A 19,815-nucleotide genomic window follows, 5' to 3' on the forward strand; every position below is an offset into this window, starting at 1 on the left:
GGTCGACGCGGTGCGTGCGACCGCTCGGGAACGGGGCCCGCGGTAGCCCCGGCGGGCCGGGGGGGGGGGGGGGGGGGGGGGGGGGGGGGGGGGGCGGGGCCCCGCCCCCCCCCCCCGCGGGGGGGGGGGGGGGGGGCCGGGGGGGGCCCCCCCCACACCGCGTACGCGTGGCGTCCGATCAGATGTCAGACGGGCGGGGTGCCGTAGTAGCCACCGACCTGCTCGTGGTAGCCCTCGTCCCCGGTGTGCTTGTCCTTGTCGAACTCCGGGGAGTTCTTGATCTCTTCCTTGGTACGGCCGACGTGGACCTTCTTCTCGGTCGTGTCCACGCTCGTGATGGTGCCGGCCGGCAGCAGCACGTGCTTGCCGAAGATCCAGACACCGGTGTCGACGACGATGTAGGCGGAGCCGACCTCCTCGGAGTGCTTGTCGACCTTGCCGATGTGGCCGTCGGTCGCCTCCACCTTGAAGCCCGTCAGGTCCAGGCCCGCCTGGTGACCCGACGTCGGCTGGTAACCCCACATGTCCGTCACGATAAATCCCTTCGTTCAGCTGTACAGAAATACCCCGGACGCTTGGTGCGCGCCGGTGTTTTCGCTGACGGGAGGCGGGTTCCCGATACGGTCACCGCCATGCACAGAAAATCTGATTGAAATCCGTGCGATCTCCCGGGAGCGCGCGATAACCGGCTTGTCAGTCACGGTCATTCGCGCGTGAACCCCTGCCTACCAGCGGTACCAGAGTGCCTTCAGCGCGAACTCGGCGCCAAAAAGAATGAGAGCTGGAAGAAGAACCAGTAGCAGATAGCAGGGGAACCATGATTATCAACCTCCGATGACCATGTGCCCTCCCGCTGAACGATCATGCTCCCCGATTTCCGGGTTTGACTCTCCCGATCGGGGATATAGGGTTCGCCGTTCGTGATGTGTTTTCCCCACCTGTTCCCAATACGCAAGGAGAGTCGTGACGAGCACGTGCAGTGAGTCGGACGCTGTCGCGGTGACGGCCGTACAGCCGTCGTCGTCGGAGCAGAAGCAGCGGCTGCGCCGTCGCCTGGAACGGCTGATCGGCATCGCCGCCACGGAAGGCAACTCCCTGCGGGTACTGCGCAACGGGGACGAGATCTTCGCGTCGATGCTGGAGAGCATCCGCGGCGCCGAGCACACCGTGGACATGATGACGTTCGTGTACTGGCGCGGGGACATAGCCCGTCAGTTCGCGACCGCACTGGCCGACCGGGCCCGCGACGGGGTGCGGGTGCGGGTGCTCCTCGACGGCTTCGGCAGCCGGCTGATCGAGCAGGACCTGCTGGACCTGATGAAAGAGGCCGGCGCCGAAGTGGCGTGGTTCCGCAAGCCCTTGTACCTCTCCCCGCTCAAGCAGAACCACCGCTGCCACCGCAAGGTGCTGGTCGTGGACGAGGAGACGGCGTACACCGGCGGGGTGGGCATCGCCGAGGAGTGGTGCGGCGACGCCCGCGACGAGAACGAGTGGCGCGACACCCACGTCCAGGTGCGCGGTCCCGCGGTGGACGGCATCGCCGCCGCCTTCGCGCAGAACTGGGCCGAGTGCCACGACACCCTCTTCGACGAGCGTGACCGCTTCACCGATCACTCCACGGACGGCGGCTCCGTGGTCCAGGTCGTCCGCGGTTCGGCCAGCATCGGCTGGCAGGACATGCAGACGCTTCTGCGGGTGGTGATCGAGTCCGCCGAGCAGCGACTCCGGCTGGCCACCGCCTACTTCGCCCCCGACTCCTACTTCGTCGACCTGCTGTGCGCGGCCGCCCGGCGCGGTGTCGAGGTGGAGATCCTGCTGCCGGGACCGCACACCGACAAGCGCGTCTGCCAGTTGGCGGGCCAGGCCTTCTACGAGGATCTGCTCGCCTGCGGAGTGCGCATCTTCCACTACCAGCCGACGATGATGCACGCCAAGGTCATCACCGTCGACAAGGTCGCGGCCCTGATCGGCTCCACCAACCTCAACCGGCGCTCTCTCGACCACGACGAGGAGGTCATGCTCGCCGTTCTGGACGAGGACTTCGCCGCCACTCTCGACCAGCATTTCGACGAGGACCTGCGGGCCAGCGAGCAGATCGAGAAGGGCCGCTGGAAGCGCCGCTCAGCCACGCAGCGCATGTGGGAGACATCGGTGTCGCCCATCCGCCGGTTCCTGTAGACGAGCGCGATCTGACCGCCTCCCCGATCCCCGCGTACCCGCGGGCCGGGACGCCGGACACACAAAGCCCACATGAGGACGCCCTGACGGGGCACTCGTCCAGTGTCCGACCAATCGAAGGAGTTCACTCGTGGTAATCCTCGCCATCGTTGGCGTATGTGTCGTCCTGGCCGTGCTTGCCTTCTTCGTTCCCCGTCTCTCCCGCCACCCCGAGCGCGGCACGCAGCGTGGCCTCGGTGCCGGGGCCCGGGCCGGCGGCAAGGCGCCCGGCATCCTGGGCAAGCTGTTCAGCAAGCCCTTCCGGAGCAGCTCGCGTGCCGTCGGCCGCAGCGGCTCGGCGGGCCGTCGCACCCGCGGCCGTATGCCCTTCTGACCCGGATGAACAGCACAGAGGGGGACATCGTCCAGGGCGGCAGCCCTGAGGGGCCCGAGGGGGACGGCGCCGACAGTGAGTGGCTGCTGGACGGACTCACCGTTGACGCCAGCCGCCGCGAGCAGCCGATCGTGCTGGACCAGGCCGGGCGGCCCATCAAGACCTGGCGGGAGAACTATCCCTACGACCGCAAGGTCGGCCGCGGGCAGTACGAGCGGACCAAGCGCGTCCTGCAGATAGAGATGCTCAAGCTCCAGAAATGGGCCAAGAACACCGGCGCGCGGGTGGTCGTCGTCTGCGAGGGGCGCGACGCGGCCGGCAAGGGCGGCACCATCCAGCGCTTCACCGAGCGGCTCAACCCCCGCGGCGCGCGGGTGGTCGCCCTGAACAAACCCACCGACCGGGAGAGCGGTCAGTGGTACTTCCAGCGGTACATCGCGCATCTGCCGACGGCGGGAGAGATCGTCTTCTTCGACCGCTCCTGGTACAACCGGGTCGGCGTGGAGCGGGTGATGGGCTACTGCTCGAAGGACGAGTACGAACTGTTCTTCAGCCAGTGCCCGGACTTCGAGCGGATGCTCGTCAACGACGGCATCCTGCTGGTGAAGTTCTGGTTCTCGGTGTCCCGCTCCGAGCAGCGCACCCGCTTCGCCATCCGGCAGGTCGACCCGGTACGCCAGTGGAAGCTCTCCCCGACCGACCTCGCGTCGCTGGACCGGTGGGACGACTACACCGAGGCGAAGGTCGACATGTTCCGCGCCACCGACACCGAGCACGCCCCCTGGACCGTCGTCAAGAGCAACGACAAACGTCGCGCCCGGCTGGAGGCGATGCGCAGTCTGCTCTCGCGGATCGACTACGACAGCAAGGATTTCGAGGCGGTGGGTACCCCCGACCCCCTGATCGTCGGCGCCGCCGACACCCTGCTCGAACCCGGCGAGGAGGACTCGGCGCTCTCCCCCACTCCGCTGACCCCACGCACCCATGGCCCCGGCAATCACCCTGAGAACGCCTGACACACGCCGTGATCCGGCCGGGGCAGGGGCCACGTCCGGATCGCGCCGAAGTTCTCCCGCGCACGCGGCGCACGGATCCTCCGGCGGCGCCGACCGGCACACGGTCGCGGTGGGTCCTGGCGCTGTGCCGCGGATGCCGTACCGGCAGGACGGCGGCGGGAGAACCGGTGCCGACGACGGCCGATCCGCCGCACACCGGTCCTCGCATATGCCCTTCTGCCTTGCCGTTCCCGCGATCGTCGCCCTTCCGCGCGGTGCGCACGCCCGGCCCCGGCGGCCTGCTGACCGCCGGGGCCGGGCGTCAAGGGGTGATCGCCGGTCGACAGGAACGAACGGCTGAAACCGTATGTTCCTACAATCTGTGATTGTGGCCGAACAGACCGTAGTCATCAGTGCTCCCGGCCCATACTTTGACCGCGTGCACCGACCGCAGGCCCACCAGCCCACTCCGCCCTTCAACGCCCCGGCCGCCCGCAGACTGCGGGCAGCGTTAGGAATGGGGCCCGAGCACGTCGCGTACGGGATGCGAGCCTCGTACGGACTCCCCTACGTCACCCCGGACCTGGTCGCCGCCTGGGAGCGCGGGCTCGCTGAGCCGAGCGCCCCCGAACTCACCGCGCTCGCGGGCGTGTTGTGGTGCTCGCAGGGTGAACTCATCGGATCGCCAAGGACCCTGCACGAGCACCGGGTCGCACGCGGCCTCGCCACCGAGGACGTCGCCCACGCCGTCGGCCTCGAACTCCTCGCGTACCAGCGGATGGAGGAGGCCGGCGAGTGGCGCGGCAACGAGCGGCAGTCGTCCGCGCTCGCCGAGGTCCTCGAGCTCTCGCTGCGCGACTTCATCACGGTGACGGGGCGCGACGACAAGCTCGCGGAGCTGCTGCGCGGCGCGGTGACGACGCGCTGGCAGGCGTACGTGCGCCCGGTCGGCAAGACGGTGCACCTGGACCGGCGTCTCCTCGAGGACGTCCTGGAGGAGATGCACGGCGACTACCAGGGGCAGACGGTCACCTCGCCGAGCTGGGCCGAGGGGCAGGCCGCCGACGAGGCGGGCCGGGACTTCCTGGACGGGATCGTCGACCAGTTCTGGTCGATGGTCCAGAGAAGCACGTACTGAGAACCCCGGCGCCGGCCCCGGCACCGATTCCCCTCTAGAACACCGACTCCGCCTCGTCCATCCGGTCCTTCGGGACCGTCTTCAGCTCAGCGGTCGCGTCCGCCAGCGGCACCATCTCGATGTCGGTGCCGCGCAGCGCCGTCATCCTGCCGAAGTCACCGCGGTGGGCGGCGTCGACGGCGTGCCAGCCGAAGCGGGTGGCGAGCACGCGGTCGTACGCGGTCGGTGTGCCGCCGCGCTGGATGTGGCCGAGGATGACCGGCTTGGCCTCCTTGCCCAGGCGCCGCTCCAGCTCGTGCGCGACGGCCGTACCGATGCCCTGGAAGCGCTCGTGGCCGAACTGGTCGATCGCGCCGTGACCGTAGTCCATGCTGCCCTCGACGGGGTGCGCGCCCTCGGCGACGCAGATGACGGCGAACTTCTTGCCGCGCGCGAAGCGCTCCTCGACCATCGCCACCAGGTCGGCCGGGTCGAAGGCACGCTCGGGCAGGCAGATGCCGTGGGCGCCGGCCGCCATGCCGGACTCCAGGGCGATCCAGCCGGCGTGCCGGCCCATGACCTCCACGACCATCACGCGCTGGTGGGACTCGGCGGTGGTCTTCAGCCGGTCCATGGCCTCGGTGGCGACGCCCACCGCCGTGTCGAAGCCGAACGTCCGGTCCGTGCCCGAGATGTCGTTGTCGATCGTCTTCGGGACTCCGACGACGGGAAGGCCTCCCGAGTCCGAGAGCATCCGGGCCGCGGTCAGCGTGCCCTCGCCGCCGATCGGGATGAGAACGTCGATACCGAACTCGCGGGCCATGTCCTGAGCGTTCTCGCAGGCCTCCCGGAGCCGGTCTCGCTGGAGGCGGGAGGAGCCGAGGATGGTGCCGCCGCGGGCGAGGATGCCGCTGACCGCGTCGAGGTCGAGGGTGCGGTAACGGCCTTCGAGCAGGCCGGCATAGCCGTCCTCGAAACCGACGACCTCGTCCCCGAAGTTGGTGACCGCTCGGTGCACGACCGACCGGATCACTGCGTTCAGGCCAGGACAGTCGCCGCCTGCGGTGAGAACTCCGATGCGCATCGTGCTGTGTCTCCTGCTCGCTGCCGGTACGTGTGAGCCGGGTGCGATTCTTTCACGGCGCGAGCGCCGTCGCCGCTTCCGCACGCCCGACCAGGACCTTCTGCCTGGCGGGCGCCCTAGCTATCCACAGAGGTATTGTCAAGAGGGTTCCGCTCACCTTACTGGGCTATTTCGCCGAGCCCCTGAAACACCGCCGGAACCGCGGAGAACAGTCTCCCGACCAGGACGCAAACAGACGGATGGAGAGCACGCGTGACGCGCAGCGTGTACGTGACCGGGATCGACCGCGGAGACGGTCGGCAGGTCGTCGAGCTGGGAGTCATGGAACTCCTGACCCGGCAGGTCGACCGGGTGGGGGTGTTCCGCCCGCTGGTGCACGACGGTCCCGACCGGCTCTTCGAGCTGCTGCGCGCCCGCTACCGGCTCGCCCAGGACCCGGCGACGGTCTACGGCATGGACTACCACGAGGCGTCCGCGCTCCAGGCCGAGCAGGGTGCGGACGAGCTGGTGTCCACCCTGGTCGACCGTTTCCATCGCGTCGCCCGTGACTACGACGTCGTCCTCGTCCTCGGCACCGACTTCGCCGACACCCAGTTCCCCGACGAACTGTCGCTCAACGCCCGCCTGGCGAACGAGTTCGGCGCCTCCGTCATCCCGGTCGTCGGCGGCCGGGGCCAGACCGCCGAGTCCGTGCGCGCCGAGACGCGCAACGCCTACCGCGCGTACGACGGACTCGGCTGCGACGTCCTCACGATGGTGGTGAACCGGGTCGCCCCGGCCGACCGCGCCGGGATACACGAGCGGCTCGAAAACCGTCTCCCGGTGCCCTGTTACGTGCTCCCCGACGAGCCCGCGCTCTCCGCGCCCACCGTCGCGCAGATCACCCAGGCCCTCGGCGGCACGGTGCTCCTCGGCGACGACGCGGGACTGGCGCGTGACGCGCTGGACTTCGTCTTCGGCGGCGCGATGCTGCCGACCTTCCTGAACGCCCTGACCCCCGGCTGCCTGGTGGTCACCCCCGGCGACCGCGCCGACCTGGTCATCGGCTCGCTCGCCGCGCACAGCGCGGGCACCCCGCCCATCGCCGGCGTGCTGCTCACCCTGAACGAGCGGCCCACCGAAGAGATCCTCACCCTCGCGGCCCGCCTCGCACCCGGCACCCCGGTCGTCTCGGTGGCCGGCAACTCCTTCCCCACCGCCACCGAACTCTTCGGCCTGGAAGGCAAGTTGAACGCCGCCACGCCGCGGAAGGCGGAGACGGCGCTCGGCCTGTTCGAGCGGTACGTGGACACGAGCGACCTCCTCAAGCGGGTCTCCGCGCCGAGCAGCGACCGCCTCACCCCGATGATGTTCGAGCACAAGCTCCTGGAGCGGGCCCGCTCCGACAAGCGCCGCGTCGTGCTGCCCGAAGGCGCCGAGGAGCGTGTGCTGCACGCCGCCGAGGTACTGCTGCGCCGGGGCGTGTGCGACCTGACGCTGCTCGGCCCCGTCGACCGGATCCGCAAGAAGGCCGCGGACCTCGGCATCGACCTGGGCGCCACCGAGATCGTCGACCCGGCGACCTCCGAACTGCGCGACCGCTTCGCGGAGCGGTACGCCGAGCTGCGCGCCCACCGGGGCGTGAGCGTCGAGCTGGCGTACGACGTCGTCGCCGACGTGAACTACTTCGGGACGCTGATGGTGCAGGAGGGCCTCGCCGACGGCATGGTGTCGGGCTGCGTGCACTCCACCGCCGCCACCATCCGGCCCGCGTTCGAGATCATCAAGACCAAGCCGGACACCAAGATCGTCTCGTCCGTCTTCTTCATGTGCCTCGCCGACAAGGTCCTCGTCTACGGCGACTGCGCGGTCAACCCGGACCCGAACGCCGAACAGCTCTGCGACATCGCCATCCAGTCGGCCGCCACCGCCGAGCAGTTCGGCGTCGAACCCCGGATCGCGATGCTGTCGTACTCGACGGGTACGTCGGGGACGGGCGCCGACGTCGACAAGGTGCGCGAGGCCACCGACCTGGTGCGACTGCGCCGTGCCGACCTGCGGATCGAGGGGCCGATCCAGTACGACGCGGCCGTCGAGCCGTCCGTCGCGGCCACCAAGCTGCCGGACTCGGAGGTCGCCGGACAGGCGTCCGTGCTGATCTTCCCGGACCTCAACACGGGCAACAACACCTACAAGGCCGTGCAGCGCTCGGCCGGCGCGATCGCCGTCGGCCCGGTCATGCAGGGCCTGCGCAAGCCCGTCAACGACCTTTCCCGTGGCGCGCTCGTCCAGGACATCGTGAACACCGTCGCCATCACGGCGATCCAGGCCCAGACCTCGAACTCGACCCCGGCTTCGACCCCGACCTCCAGCGAGAAGGCGACAGCCCAGTGAGCGCCACCCGTGTCCTCGTCCTCAACTCCGGCTCCTCGTCGGTCAAGTACCAGTTGCTCGACATGCGGGACAGCCGCCGGCTGGCCATGGGTCTCGTCGAACGCATCGGCGAGGAGACGAGCAGGCTCAAGCACACCCCGCTGCTCGGGGGCGCGCCCCGCGAGACCGTCGCGCCCATCGCCGACCACGCCGCCGCGCTCAAGGCGGTCGCCGGGGAACTGGCCGGGGACGGACTGGGCCTGGACTCACCCGAGTTGCTCGCGATCGGCCACCGGGTCGTGCACGGCGGCAAGTCCTTCACCGAACCGACCGTCATCGACGACGCCGTCATCGCCGAGATCGAGCGGCTGATCCCGGTGGCGCCGCTGCACAACCCGGCCAACCTCACCGGCATCCGTACCGCCCGGGCGCTGCGCCCCGACCTCCCCCAGGTCGCCGTCTTCGACACCGCGTTCCACACGACGATGCCGGAGTCCGCGGCGCGCTACGCGATCGACGTGAAGACCGCCGACGAGCACCGCATCCGCCGCTACGGGTTCCACGGCACGTCGCACGCGTACGTCTCCCGGGAGACCGCCCGGCTGCTGGGCAGGACGCCGGAGGAGGTGAACGTCATCGTGCTGCACCTCGGCAACGGGGCGTCGGCCTCCGCGGTGCGGGGCGGCCGGTGCGTGGACACCTCGATGGGGCTCACGCCCCTCGAGGGACTCGTGATGGGCACACGCTCCGGCGACGTCGATCCGGCGGTCATCTTCCATTTGGCGCGTGTTGGAGGATTGTCCATCGACGAGATCGACACTTTGCTCAACAAGAGGAGCGGCCTGACCGGCCTGTGCGGCGACAACGACATGCGCGAGATCCGCCGTCGTGTCGACGAGGGTGACGAGCAGGCACAGCTCGCCTTCGACATCTACATCCACCGCCTGAAGAAGTACATCGGCGCCTACTACGCGGTCCTCGGCCGGGTGGACGCCATCGCCTTCACCGCCGGAGTCGGGGAGAACGCCGCACCGGTGCGGGAGGCCGCGATCGCCGGCCTGGAGGAGCTGGGCCCGGCGGTCGACAGCGACTTGAACGCCGTGCGAGCGGATGGGCCCAGGCTCATCTCGCCGCGGTCCGCGCGCGTGGCGGTCGCCGTGGTGCCGACGGACGAGGAACTGGAGATCGCGACACAGACGTACGCACTGGTGGGCGGCGCGGACGCCGGAGGGGCCGCCGAGGTCCACGCCTGAGCACGTACCCGCCCATTTGTATCTTCCACCAGACGGAATATTCCGTAGCGAAACAAACCGATAGGATCGCCCTATGCGCCGTTCGAAAATCGTCTGTACTCTCGGCCCCGCGGTCGACTCCCACGAGCAGCTCGTCGCGCTGATCGAGGCCGGCATGAACGTGGCCCGCTTCAACTTCAGCCACGGCACGCACGCCGAGCACCAGGGCCGGTACGACCGTGTCCGCGCCGCCTCGGAAGAGACCGGCAGGGCCATCGGTGTGCTCGCCGACCTCCAGGGACCCAAGATCCGCCTGGAGACCTTCGCCGAGGGACCTGTCGAGCTGGTGCGCGGTGACGAGTTCACCATCACCACCGAGGACGTTCCGGGCGACAAGTCGATCTGCGGCACGACCTACAAGGGTCTGCCGGGCGATGTCTCCAAGGGCGACCAGATCCTCATCAACGACGGGAACGTCGAGCTGCGCGTCGTCGAGGTCGAGGGTCCGCGGGTCAAGTCGATCGTCGTCGAGGGCGGCGTGATCTCCGACCACAAGGGCATCAACCTGCCCGGCACGGCGGTCAACGTGCCCGCGCTGTCCGAGAAGGACGTCGACGACCTGCGCTTCGCCCTGAACATGGGCTGCGACATGGTCGCCCTGTCCTTCGTCCGCGACGCCCACGACGTGAACGACGTCCACAAGGTGATGGACGAGGTGGGCCGCCGGGTCCCCGTCATCGCCAAGGTGGAGAAGCCGCAGGCGGTCGACAACATGGAGGGCGTCGTCGCGGCCTTCGACGCCGTCATGGTGGCCCGTGGGGACCTGGCCGTCGAGTACCCGCTGGAGCGGGTCCCGATGGTGCAGAAGCGCCTCGTCGAGCTGTGCCGCCGCAACGCCAAGCCGGTGATCGTCGCGACCCAGATGATGGAGTCGATGATCACCAACTCGCGCCCGACGCGCGCCGAGGCGTCGGACGTCGCGAACGCGATCCTGGACGGTGCCGACGCGGTCATGCTGTCCGCCGAGTCGTCCGTGGGCGCGTACCCGATCGAGACGGTCAAGACGATGTCGAAGATCGTCGTGGCCGCCGAGCAGGAGCTCCTCTCCAAGGGCCTCCAGCCCCTGGTCCCCGGCAAGAAGCCGCGCACGCAGGGTGGTTCGGTCGCCCGCGCCGCCTGCGAGATCGCCGACTTCCTCGGTGGCAAGGGCCTGGTCGCCTTCACCAAGTCCGGCGACACCGCCCGCCGCCTCTCGCGCTACCGCGCCTCCCAGCCGATCCTGGCCTTCACCACGGACGAGGGCACCCGCAACCAGCTCACCCTGAGCTGGGGCGTCGAGTCCCACGTCGTCCCCTTCGTCCACAGCACCGACGAGATGATCGACCTCGTCGACCAGGAACTCCAGAAGCTCAACATCCTCGACGACGGCGACGTCGTCATCATGACCGCCGGCTCACCCCCCGGCGTCCCCGGCACCACCAACATGGTCCGGGTACACCACTTGGGCGAAAGCGTCCGCCCGGCCTGACCGGCGATGCTTGTACGACACTGAGGGCGCTCCCCGGGTTCGGGGAGCGCCCTCAGCGTTATGGTGCGGCGGTCAGTCCACCAGGTCGTCCCAGATGTTCAGACACCCGTCGTCGACGACGGACTCGGGGTAGCCCAGCCTCTCACCAAGCAATAGGAACCGGCTGTGCCGGGCCTCGCTGATCGGCACGAAGTACGCCCGCACCGTCCGGAGGAAGGGCCGGAGGGACAGGTCGGCGCCGACGCCGGCCACCGTCTGTTCCAGCGCCGGCACGAGGTCCGGGAGCGGTGGAGCGTAGAGGCTGGTCACGGCCGCCTTTGTCAGCGCCGGTGCGACACCTTGGATCTCCTGCAGGACGGCTGCCCGTCCCACCTGGTCCTCTGCGGGCACCGGCGCGGCCGGGACGACGTACGAAGGATCGTCCTGCCGGATCCGGGCGACGCACACATCGGCGATCCGACCCAACCACGCACGGCCGCCGAGTCCGTGGGCGGCCGGATCGAAGTAGCCGCGCGTCGCGCCCAGCCACAACGTGGCGATCACCTCGTCGGGCAGCGGGGACTCCGCCAGCAGTTGGACGTCCGCCAACAACTGCCCGGCGTTCGCCCTTTCGAAAAACCGCTCATGACTGTGGCCCGGTTCCCCGTGTGAGCGGAGGACCGGGCCACAGTCTGTGTGCGGCTCCCGGATGGGTTCTGGGTGGAGGTCAGTCGGTGATGGACTGGTGCATCCCGGGGATGGTGAGGGTGCCGCCGAACTGGCCCGCCTGGACGACCTTCACGTCGGTGAAGTAGATCAGGGGGATGTTCAGGGGCGGGGGGGTCTCCGGGTCGAACGTGATCGGGATGAGGCCGAACAGCTTGCCGGAGATGCTCTCGGTGTACATGACGGTGTCACCGTCACGGATGGTGGACGTCGTGCCTTTGCCCGCCTGCACGTTGTACGTCTTGCCGGCGTTCTTGTCGACCACCCTCTGGTGCAGGTCGCCGATGTCGGTGCCGCCGGAGATCACGTACTTCAGGACCTCCTTGACCGTGCCGTTGGCGGTCTTCACCTTGACGACGCCCTGGTAGTCCGCGCCCTTGAGCAGCAGCGAGCTGGCGTCGAGGTACCACGGGTCGTCGGGCAGGATCGCCGGGTTGTCGACGTCGCCCTCCTCGTCCGTGGAGATCGGGCAGTCCGCCACGTCCGTGCTGGCGCTCGCGGACGGACTCGGGGACGAAGTGGCCTCGGCCGCCGCTTCCTTGGCCGCCGCGGCGGCGTCCTTCGCCGCCTCGGACGCCGTGTCGGTGGTGTCCTTCACGGTGTTCCCGGCCGTCTCGGTGACCTTGTCGGTCTTGTCCGTGACGGTGTCGGAGGCGTCAGTGCCGGAGCTGCCGGAACCCTCCGAGGCGCCGGCGCTCGCCGAAGCGGAGGCGGAGGCGGACGGCGTGGCCGTGGCGCTCGCCGTCTCGTCGGGCGTGAGGATGTCCTTGATCGCGTCGCCGATGCCCAGCGGGTCCAGCGGGTTGGTGGTGCTCTCCGACGCCGAGGGGGTCGGCGTGGCCTTGTCGGCGCCACTGTCGGCACTCTGGGACGTCTTGCTCGCCGACGGGGTGGGCTCGGCCTCGTCGTCGGAACCTGAATCCGGCGAAGGGGTCGTGGCGTCATCCGAGGGCGCCGTGGCCGAGGGACTCGGCTCGGCCTCGTCGGCGGACTCGGAGGCGCTCGCCGAAGCGGAGGCGGAGGCAGAGGCAGAGGGCGTGGCGGTGGCCGACGCGTCCTTACCGTCCTCGTCGAGGAGCTCGACGCAGGCCTGGTACTCCTCGGCCGTCAGAGACTTCGAGGTGCTCGGCTGGTCGTCGGCGTTCGCGAGAGTCGGCGTGAAACCTATTCCCATGAGGACCGCGGTCGGCATCGCGGCGAACGCTATCGCCTTGCCCGCGGGCATGTGGAACCTGGTGGCCAGCGGCTTCTTGGGGGCGGCGTGGCGCGGCCCTGTTCTGATGCGGGGCTTGGCCGCGGAGTCGTCCTGTGACAGCTCGTCAGTCGGCACGGTACCCCCCGTGGCCACTGCCGTTGTCGGCCGGGGCGCTCTCGCTCAGCCGCTGGCCCGGCTCAGGCGCACCCGAGTCGGCCGGGGTCTCGGCGGGAGCCGTGTCAGCGGGAGCGACCTCGGCAGGAGCGGTCCCGTCCTTCGCGTGGCCCGCCGGACCGTGCTTCCGGGTCCGTCTGGGCCTCGCACCCTCGGCCGCCTCGTCCCTGGGCATCCAGGAGACGGAGAGCGCTCCGCCGATCATCGAGAGCAGGAACCCGATGACGAAGCCGCCGATGTTGGAGACCACCAGGGACACCAGTCCGAGGACGATCGCGGCGACACCGGCGAAGATTCGGGTGGCCTGCTGGAACCACATGGTCAGACCCAGCGTGATCAGCAGGACACCGATGATCAGAGAGCCGGCACCCGCGGTGGTCGCCATCGCAAGCGACATGTTGCCGAGCTTGAAGGTGGCGTACGGGAAGTAGGCGATCGGTACCCCGCCGAGCAGGGTGAACAGACCGGCCCAGAAAGGCCGGTTGCCCCGCCAGTCACGGAATCGCAGACGCGCGCGGGTGAAGTGCCCGGCGCTCTGGACCGGAGTCTCGGCACTCATGGAAAAAGCTCCCTGGGTCCGGTGGAAGTACGGACCGGCTCGGCCTTGGGGGTGGTGAAGCCGGAAAGTATGGGACGAAACGCCCGGTGCGGGCATCGGGCGGGCGCGCGGGGCGGAGAAGCGAGGCTCCCCCGCCCCGTGGACGGCTCAGCCGCCCAATGGCACCACTGCGACGGAGACCGTCAGAAGCACTCCATCGAAGCGCTCGTACCGAGGCGCATCTTCAGGCCGCTGAGCTTGAACGTGCCGGCCGTGGTCGCCCACGCCGTCTGCTCGACGCCCACGAGGTCGGCCGACTCCGCCTGCTGGGCGAAGCCGCCCGGCAGAGAGGTGCCGTCCTCCTTCACAGGAGCGTTCCTGTTCTTGTCGATGTCCTTGACCGCAACACCGATGTCGATGTTCTTGAACGTCGCGTCGGCGTCGAGTTGAGCGACGTCGATGTAGAGGTTCTCGGCCTCGACCTTGTGCTTCGCGTCCGGACCGGCGTCGAGACGGAGGTAGATCGTCTTCCCTATGAGGGGAATCTCCGTCTTGACCGACTGGCACATGTTCGTGATCTGCGCGGTCTTGAACGACGAGATCGCGACGGGGCGAACCGTCTTGTTCTTGCCGTCGGTCGACGTGTAGCCACTGTCGATGCCGCCGTACTGGGCAAAGCCCTGGCCCTCGAGATGCCCGGCACTGACCTTGAACTCCTGGCCGGAAACGCTGAACGACGCGGCGAGCGCACCCTGCGCAAGCCCGACGCCGATCGCGGCGGCCGCGGCGACGCTGGGCACCATGACCACAGCGAAGCGCTTCCATCTCGTCCCGCCACGCACCTGGGACTCCATATTTCCTCCTTCTCGGACGTACATCTCCTGGCCCTGACTGCCCCGTAATTGCGGCCCAGCCGGGCAGGGATGGGAGAAGTGCTACGTCCTCGGGAAGGAGAGCGCCCGTACCCTTCAGGCGCGAACCGTGCCCGAATCACCTGGCGATCACCCCCGAGCGACAACCACTGGTCGCGCCTGACGCACATCACGCACAACCTGCTGGACAGGCTCCGCCTGACGGCGAAGACCCCCCTGCCCAAGGGACGGCGCCACTGCCGCCGTCCCTGCTCGATGGGGACCCAGAAAACCCTTTGACCCGAGTGGCTGTCGGGGTAGGGGGAATGGACCGAGCGTCGCCGATCGTGGTGCATTCTCGCCGCCCCCGCAAGGGGGTTCGTTACTCGCTAGTAACGGGCGGATAACCGAACAACGACCCGTCGGTATCCGTCGGCAACGCAGGGTGGCGCGAAGGCGGGTGACAGACTGGTTGATCCTCGGACAGAATCCGACAGATCAACGCCCTCGACTTACTCCAAGTAACAGCGGCCGCGTTTACCAAGTTTTGGTAAAGCGCGGCCACTTCTCTCCCCTGCGGCACATCTTTCACCCGGGCATCACGTGCACAGGCGTTTAACGACAGGTCAACGGACCGGTCCAAGTGCTGGTCAGAACAGCGCCCGCGCCAGCGCCCTGCGCGCCGCGATCACCCGCGGGTCATCGGCGCCGACCACCTCGAAGAGCTCCAGCAGCCGCACCCGTACGGCATCCCGGTCGTCACCCGCCGTGCGCCGCACGGTGTCGGTGAGCCGCCCGAAAGCGTCCTCGACATGGCCGCCCACCAGGTCCAGGTCGGCGGCGGCGATCTGCGCCTGCGCGTCACCCGGCCTCTCCGCGGCGTCCTTGCGCACCTGCTGCGGATCGGCGCCCGCCACCCGCTGGAGCAACTCGGCCTGCGCGAGGCCCAGCTTGGCCTCGGTGTTGCCCGGGTCGTCACTCAGCACGTTCTTGTACGCCTGTACGGCTCCGCCGAAGTCGCCCGCGTCCAGGGCCTGTACGGCGGCTTCGAGGAGGGCGTCGTGCGGTCCGGCCGGCGCCTCGGCGGCCTCGACGGGGGCGCTCCCGGGCTCGGCGTCCGGGTCGACGACCAGGCCGGTCAGCCCGAAGCGCTCCTCGGCGACCTGCACGAGCTGGTCCAGGGTCTGGCGGATCTGGGCCTCGCCCGCCGCTCCCTGGAAGAGCGGCAGCGCCTGCCCGGCGACCACCGCGAAGACGGCCGGAATCCCCTGGATCCCGAACTGCTGCATCAGCATCTGGTTGGCGTCGACGTCGACCTTGGCAAGGACGAAGCGTCCGTTGTACTCGACGGCCAGCCGCTCGAGCACCGGGCTGAGCTGCTTGCACGGCTCGCACCACTCGGCCCAGAAGTCGATGACGACCGGGACCTCGGTGGAGCGCTGGAGGACATCGCGCTCGAAGCCCGCCTCGTCTGCGTCGATGACAAGGCTGGCCGGGGAGACGCCCCCGCTTCCGCCCCCGCCACCCTGCCTGGCCGCTTCGGCGCGCGCCTGCTCCGCCTTCGCCTTGGCCTCCTGGGCCGCCTTCACCGCGGCGAGGTCGACGACTCCGCTCATGGACATGTTCCGTGGCTGCATGAGTACATCTTCCCCCCTCCGTGCGCGCGCGTGAAAAGCGTTGGGAAAGCCGGACCGGTGATGTCCTGATCGGGTACTGCCGTGCGCCGGGTCCCCACCTGACGCCAGTGCGGTTGTCGCCGCGTCTGAGCTTTCGCTACGGGTCGTAGCGTAACTGTCCGCGGGCCCCGGTGTCCGCCCTACCCCGGTGATCTCCCTCACGGCTTCACAGAACCGTCGTATACAGCCACGCCGACCGGCCGGATATGGTCACTGACATGCAGAGTCGCACTTCAGCCGCCCGTACGGGGCGCCCGCGCAGCGCCGCCGCGGACGCCGCGATCCTGGAGGCGACGCGGGCGGTACTGGTCGAACTGGGCTGGTCGAAGCTGACGTTGGGAGACGTCGCGACCCGCGCCGGGGTCGCGAAGACGACGCTCTACCGCCGCTGGGCGGGCAAGAACGAGCTCGTGGTCGACGCGGTCGCCGAGCTCTTCGACGAACTCGAACTCCCCGACCGCGGCAGCCTCGCCGCCGACATCGAGGGCGTGGTCCTCCAGTTCGCGGCGATCCTGAGCCGCCCCGAGGCGAAGACGGCCCTGATGGCGGTGGTCGCGGAGTCGACCCGCGACGAGCCCCTGCGCGAACGCATCCGCACGTCCATCGTCGACCGCCAGAAGCGCTTGGTCCTGGAGGGCCGCACCCGAGCCCAGCTCCGCGGCGAACTCCCGCCGGAGACCGACCCGGCGACGGCGGCCCGCACGGTCGACCTCATCTTCGACGTGGTGGCGGGCGCGGTGGTGCACCGCACCCTGGTCAGCGCGGAACCCGTGGACCCGGAATGGGCTGCCTCCCTCGCCCGGGTACTGCTGCTCGGCCTGGCGGGTGCTTCGGCGTAGCCGGAGCACGACAGGGGCACGGCTCTGCCGTGGGGCACGCACACGGCAGAGCCGCTCCCCGCGCCGGTGATCGACGCCGGGAGCGGCCGTGGCCTGTTGCCGGTAGCGCGCGTCACTCAGAACCCCGGCGGCTCCGTATACGTCCCCCACTCGTCCCGCAGCACGTCGCAGATCTCGCCCAATGTCGCCTCGGCCCGCACCGCGTCCAGCATCGGCTCGATCATGTTGGACCCGTCCCGGGCCGCCGCGAGCATGGCGGCCAGCGCGGCGCGTACGGCGGGCTCGTCGCGGGCGGTCCTGCGGGAGCCCAGGATCCGCACCTGGTCCCGCTCCACCTCGTGGCTGACCCGCAGGATCTCCAGGTCGCCAGTGACGGACCCGTGGTGGACGTTGACGCCCACGACCCGCTTGTCGCCCTTCTCCAGCGAACGCTGGTACTGGAACGCCGACTCGGCGATCTCGCCGGTGAACCAGCCGTCCTCGATGCCCCGCAGGATCCCGGACGTCATCGGGCCGATCGGGTGCCGGCTGTCGGGATGCGCGCGCAGCCCCCGCTCCCTGATCTCCTCGAAGATCTTCTCCGCGTCGGCCTCGATCCGGTCGGTGAGCTGCTCGACGTACCAGGAACCGCCCAGCGGGTCGGCCACGTTGGCGACGCCGGTCTCCTCCATCAGCACCTGCTGCGTGCGCAGGGCGATCTCCGCGGCCTGCTGCGAGGGGAGCGCCAGCGTCTCGTCCAGGGCGTTCGTGTGCAGCGAGTTCGTGCCGCCCAGGACCGCCGACAGCGCCTCCACCGCCGTACGGACCACGTTGTTGTACGGCTGCTGCGCGGTCAGCGAGACCCCCGCCGTCTGCGTGTGGAAGCGGAGCCACTGCGCCTTGTCGGAGGTGGCGCCGTACACGTCGCGCATCCAGCGGGCCCAGATCCGGCGTGCCGCGCGGAACTTGGCGATCTCCTCGAAGAAGTCGAGGTGCGCGTCGAAGAAGAAGCTCAGGCCAGGCGCGAAGACGTCCACGTCGAGGCCGCGGGACAGGCCCAGTTCGACGTAACCGAATCCGTCGGCGAGCGTGTAGGCCAGCTCCTGCGCGGCCGTGGAGCCGGCCTCCCGGATGTGATAACCGGAGACGGAGAGCGGCTTGTACGCGGGGATCCTGGACGCGCAGTGCTCCATCAGGTCCCCGATGAGGCGCAGGTGCGGCTCGGGCTGGAAGAGCCACTCCTTCTGCGCGATGTACTCCTTGAAGATGTCGGTCTGGAGCGTGCCGTTGAGCAGCCCCGGATCGACACCCTGCCGCTCGGCCGCGACCAGGTACATACAGAAGACCGGGACCGCCGGACCACTGATCGTCATCGAGGTCGTGACGTCGCCGAGCGGAATGCCCTGGAAGAGAACCTCCATGTCGGCCGCCGAGTCGATCGCCACCCCGCAGTGCCCGACCTCGCCGAGCGAGCGCGGGTCGTCGGAGTCACGCCCCATGAGGGTGGGCATGTCGAAGGCCACGGACAGGCCCCCGCCACCGTTGGCGAGGATCATCTTGTAGCGCTCGTTGGTCTGTTCCGCGTTCCCGAACCCGGCGAACTGCCGGATGGTCCACGTGCGCCCTCGGTAGCCGGTCGGGTGGAGACCTCGGGTGAAGGGGTACTCCCCCGGCCAGCCGATCCGCTCGAAGCCCTCGTACGTGTCTCCCGGCCGGGGCCCGTACACCGGCTCCACGGGATCGCCGGAGAGCGTGGTGAAGTCCGCCTCGCGCTTACGCGCGGCGTCGTACCGGGCCTGCCAGCGTCGGCGGCCCTCTTCGATGGCGTCAGCGTCCATACCTTCGAATTTACTAGGACGTCCTAGTAAAAGTCGATGGCTCACCGCCGTACGTTGCCCGTACGGCGGCAGGTGTTACACGAGTGACGCGGCGAGGGGTGACGCGCTCACGCCTTGGCGACCACGGGAGAGTCGTCCGCGATGCGGCCCTCGAGCTCGCGCGAGATGCGGCGCTCCACGAAGAACGCGGCCGTCGGGACGGTCCCCGCGAGCAGTACCCACAGCTGCTTGCCGACCGGCCACTTCGCCTTGGAACCCAGGTCGAAGGCGAAGATCAGGTACACGACGTACAGCCAGCCGTGCGCGATGGACACGACACGGGTGGCGTCGGCCGCTCCGTCGATGTCGAGCACATACTTGGCGATCATGCACAGGCACAGCAGGACCAGCAGCACACCGGTGACGTAGGCCATCACCCGGTAGCGGGTCAGCACGCTCTTTTTCATACGTACGAGCCTAACCACGCACTCCGGGCGATCTTGCCCCGGGTCAGTCCTGGTCGAAGTCCCGCGCGGCGACCCGCAGCGGCCGCAGCATCGCGAAGATCTCCCCGCACTCCTCGGCGTCGTACGCGCCGAGTCCGAAGTCCATCGCCATCAGGTCCTGGGTGGCCGCGTCGCAGACCTCGCGGCCCTTGTCGGTGATGGAGGCGAGCGTGCCGCGCCCGTCATTGGGGTTGGGGCGCTTGTCGACCAGCCCTGACCTCACCAGCCGGTCCACGGTGTTCGTCACGGACGTCGGATGCACCATGAGCCGCTCGCCGATCTTGGACATCGGCAGCTCGCCCGCCTTGGAGAACGTGAGCAGCACCAGCGCCTCGTACCGGGCGAACGTCAGCCCGTAGGGCCTGACCACCGAGTCCACCTCGGCGAGCAGGATCTGGTGCGCGCGCATGATCGAGGTGATCGCCGCCATGGACGGGACCGATCCCCATCGTTGCCTCCAGTGCTCGTCGGCACGGGCGATGGGATCAAATGCAAGGCTGAGCGGCTTGGACACGCCAAAGACCTTACCGGCCGGTCACATCGCGGTCAGCCCTGTCTCGCGTATCGGTCCGCGGCCCCGGATCGCCGGGCGGAACACGATCCGGCCACGCCTGCGACCGGCCCCGTGACCGACGGGCGGACCGCGCCGCCCCGGTGTCGCATCCATGTCGATTAA

The 19,815-nt window shown here is 69.3% G+C and carries 18 protein-coding genes and 1 pseudogene; 8 read left to right on the forward strand and 11 right to left on the reverse strand.

Annotated features, from left to right (window positions below; translation table 11 throughout):
- Positions 1-185 precede the first annotated feature (185 nt).
- Complete coding sequence (locus ACIBLC_RS17510) at positions 186-524, reverse strand: PRC-barrel domain containing protein (protein ID WP_399212189.1); 339 nt, start codon at positions 522-524, stop codon at positions 186-188.
- 210 nt (positions 525-734) lie between these two features.
- Positions 735-819, reverse strand: a pseudogene (locus tag ACIBLC_RS17515) (hydrophobic protein); the annotation flags it as partial.
- Positions 820-999: 180 nt separating this feature from the next.
- On the opposite strand from ACIBLC_RS17515, the gene ACIBLC_RS17520 reads away from it, so the two are divergent.
- The 4 genes from ACIBLC_RS17520 to ACIBLC_RS17535 all read left to right on the forward strand — a co-directional run bounded on the left by ACIBLC_RS17520 (position 1,000) and on the right by ACIBLC_RS17535 (position 4,684).
- Positions 1,000-2,178 (forward strand): phosphatidylserine/phosphatidylglycerophosphate/cardiolipin synthase family protein, encoded by a 1,179-nt coding sequence (locus tag ACIBLC_RS17520; RefSeq protein ID WP_399212190.1) that lies wholly within the window; start codon positions 1,000-1,002, stop codon positions 2,176-2,178.
- 130 nt (positions 2,179-2,308) lie between these two features.
- Positions 2,309-2,551 (forward strand): DUF6411 family protein, encoded by a 243-nt coding sequence (locus ACIBLC_RS17525; RefSeq protein WP_399211838.1) that lies wholly within the window; start codon positions 2,309-2,311, stop codon positions 2,549-2,551.
- A gap of 5 nt (positions 2,552-2,556) precedes the next feature.
- Positions 2,557-3,567: a polyphosphate kinase 2 gene (ppk2, locus tag ACIBLC_RS17530; protein WP_399211839.1), complete on the forward strand. Its 1,011-nt coding sequence runs from the start codon at positions 2,557-2,559 to the stop codon at positions 3,565-3,567.
- 496 nt (positions 3,568-4,063) lie between these two features.
- Complete coding sequence (locus ACIBLC_RS17535) at positions 4,064-4,684, forward strand: XRE family transcriptional regulator (RefSeq protein ID WP_399212191.1); 621 nt, start codon at positions 4,064-4,066, stop codon at positions 4,682-4,684.
- A gap of 34 nt (positions 4,685-4,718) precedes the next feature.
- Here ACIBLC_RS17535 and ACIBLC_RS17540 read toward each other — a convergent pair whose 3' ends face one another.
- On the reverse strand, positions 4,719-5,747 hold the full coding sequence (locus ACIBLC_RS17540; protein WP_399211840.1) for an ATP-dependent 6-phosphofructokinase: 1,029 nt from the start codon (positions 5,745-5,747) through the stop codon (positions 4,719-4,721).
- Between the two features lie 252 nt (positions 5,748-5,999).
- Between ACIBLC_RS17540 and pta the strand changes: the two genes are divergently transcribed.
- The 3 genes from pta (at position 6,000) to pyk (ending at position 10,859) form a co-directional block, all read left to right on the forward strand.
- Positions 6,000-8,120, forward strand: a complete 2,121-nt coding sequence (gene pta, locus ACIBLC_RS17545; protein ID WP_399211841.1) for a phosphate acetyltransferase — start codon at positions 6,000-6,002, stop codon at positions 8,118-8,120.
- The gene (locus ACIBLC_RS17550; RefSeq protein ID WP_399211842.1) at positions 8,117-9,352 is read left to right on the forward strand and encodes an acetate kinase; all 1,236 of its coding nucleotides are present in this window, start codon (positions 8,117-8,119) and stop codon (positions 9,350-9,352) included. Before pta ends, ACIBLC_RS17550 begins: the two co-directional genes overlap by 4 nt.
- Positions 9,353-9,425: 73 nt before the next feature.
- Positions 9,426-10,859, forward strand: coding sequence for a pyruvate kinase (gene pyk / locus ACIBLC_RS17555; protein WP_399211843.1), 1,434 nt, complete (start codon positions 9,426-9,428; stop codon positions 10,857-10,859).
- 72 nt (positions 10,860-10,931) lie between these two features.
- On the opposite strand, the gene ACIBLC_RS17560 is transcribed toward pyk, so the two are convergent.
- From ACIBLC_RS17560 to ACIBLC_RS17580, 5 genes are all read right to left on the reverse strand, one after another.
- A complete protein-coding gene (locus tag ACIBLC_RS17560) occupies positions 10,932-11,450 on the reverse strand; it encodes a hypothetical protein (RefSeq protein ID WP_399211844.1) in 519 nt (172 codons plus the stop codon).
- A 115-nt stretch (positions 11,451-11,565) separates the two neighbouring features.
- Positions 11,566-12,894: a hypothetical protein gene (locus ACIBLC_RS17565; RefSeq protein ID WP_399211845.1), complete on the reverse strand. Its 1,329-nt coding sequence runs from the start codon at positions 12,892-12,894 to the stop codon at positions 11,566-11,568.
- On the reverse strand, positions 12,884-13,492 hold the full coding sequence (locus ACIBLC_RS17570; RefSeq protein ID WP_399211846.1) for a DUF6114 domain-containing protein: 609 nt from the start codon (positions 13,490-13,492) through the stop codon (positions 12,884-12,886). The genes ACIBLC_RS17565 and ACIBLC_RS17570 overlap by 11 nt, the downstream gene beginning before the upstream one ends.
- A 182-nt stretch (positions 13,493-13,674) precedes the next feature.
- Positions 13,675-14,325 carry a DUF6230 family protein gene (locus ACIBLC_RS17575; RefSeq protein WP_399211847.1) on the reverse strand — a complete coding sequence of 217 codons (651 nt, stop codon included), beginning with the start codon at positions 14,323-14,325 and terminating at the stop codon, positions 13,675-13,677.
- Between the two features lie 647 nt (positions 14,326-14,972).
- Complete coding sequence (locus ACIBLC_RS17580; protein ID WP_399211848.1) at positions 14,973-15,959, reverse strand: tetratricopeptide repeat protein; 987 nt, start codon at positions 15,957-15,959, stop codon at positions 14,973-14,975.
- A 257-nt stretch (positions 15,960-16,216) separates the two neighbouring features.
- Here ACIBLC_RS17580 and ACIBLC_RS17585 point away from each other — a divergent pair, with 257 nt between their 5' ends.
- Positions 16,217-16,837 (forward strand): TetR/AcrR family transcriptional regulator, encoded by a 621-nt coding sequence (locus tag ACIBLC_RS17585; protein ID WP_399211849.1) that lies wholly within the window; start codon positions 16,217-16,219, stop codon positions 16,835-16,837.
- A gap of 116 nt (positions 16,838-16,953) precedes the next feature.
- On the opposite strand, the gene ACIBLC_RS17590 is transcribed toward ACIBLC_RS17585, so the two are convergent.
- The 3 genes from ACIBLC_RS17590 to ACIBLC_RS17600 form a co-directional block, all read right to left on the reverse strand.
- Entirely contained in the window at positions 16,954-18,654 is a 1,701-nt protein-coding gene (locus ACIBLC_RS17590) for a methylmalonyl-CoA mutase (protein WP_399211850.1), read from the reverse strand.
- Between the two features lie 107 nt (positions 18,655-18,761).
- Positions 18,762-19,100 carry a DUF3817 domain-containing protein gene (locus ACIBLC_RS17595; RefSeq protein WP_399211851.1) on the reverse strand — a complete coding sequence of 113 codons (339 nt, stop codon included), beginning with the start codon at positions 19,098-19,100 and terminating at the stop codon, positions 18,762-18,764.
- 43 nt (positions 19,101-19,143) lie between these two features.
- Positions 19,144-19,653 (reverse strand): MarR family winged helix-turn-helix transcriptional regulator, encoded by a 510-nt coding sequence (locus tag ACIBLC_RS17600; protein WP_399211852.1) that lies wholly within the window; start codon positions 19,651-19,653, stop codon positions 19,144-19,146.
- Between the last annotated feature and the right edge of the window lie 162 nt (positions 19,654-19,815).

It is taken from the genome of Streptomyces sp. NPDC050535, assembly GCF_044457665.1.
GTDB lineage: Bacteria > Actinomycetota > Actinomycetes > Streptomycetales > Streptomycetaceae > Streptomyces.

Coding starts and splice junctions, on each gene's coding strand:
- ACIBLC_RS17510 (WP_399212189.1), bottom strand. CDS start 524: ATGTGGGGTTACCAGCCGACGTCGGGTCACCAGGCGGGCCTGGACCTG.
- ppk2 (WP_399211839.1), top strand. CDS start 2,557: ATGAACAGCACAGAGGGGGACATCGTCCAGGGCGGCAGCCCTGAGGGG.
- ACIBLC_RS17535 (WP_399212191.1), top strand. CDS start 4,064: ATGGGGCCCGAGCACGTCGCGTACGGGATGCGAGCCTCGTACGGACTC.
- ACIBLC_RS17540 (WP_399211840.1), bottom strand. CDS start 5,747: ATGCGCATCGGAGTTCTCACCGCAGGCGGCGACTGTCCTGGCCTGAAC.
- pyk (WP_399211843.1), top strand. CDS start 9,426: ATGCGCCGTTCGAAAATCGTCTGTACTCTCGGCCCCGCGGTCGACTCC.
- ACIBLC_RS17570 (WP_399211846.1), bottom strand. CDS start 13,492: ATGAGTGCCGAGACTCCGGTCCAGAGCGCCGGGCACTTCACCCGCGCG.
- ACIBLC_RS17575 (WP_399211847.1), bottom strand. CDS start 14,325: ATGGAGTCCCAGGTGCGTGGCGGGACGAGATGGAAGCGCTTCGCTGTG.
- ACIBLC_RS17580 (WP_399211848.1), bottom strand. CDS start 15,959: ATGCAGCCACGGAACATGTCCATGAGCGGAGTCGTCGACCTCGCCGCG.
- ACIBLC_RS17585 (WP_399211849.1), top strand. CDS start 16,217: ATGCAGAGTCGCACTTCAGCCGCCCGTACGGGGCGCCCGCGCAGCGCC.
- ACIBLC_RS17590 (WP_399211850.1), bottom strand. CDS start 18,654: ATGGACGCTGACGCCATCGAAGAGGGCCGCCGACGCTGGCAGGCCCGG.
- ACIBLC_RS17595 (WP_399211851.1), bottom strand. CDS start 19,100: ATGAAAAAGAGCGTGCTGACCCGCTACCGGGTGATGGCCTACGTCACC.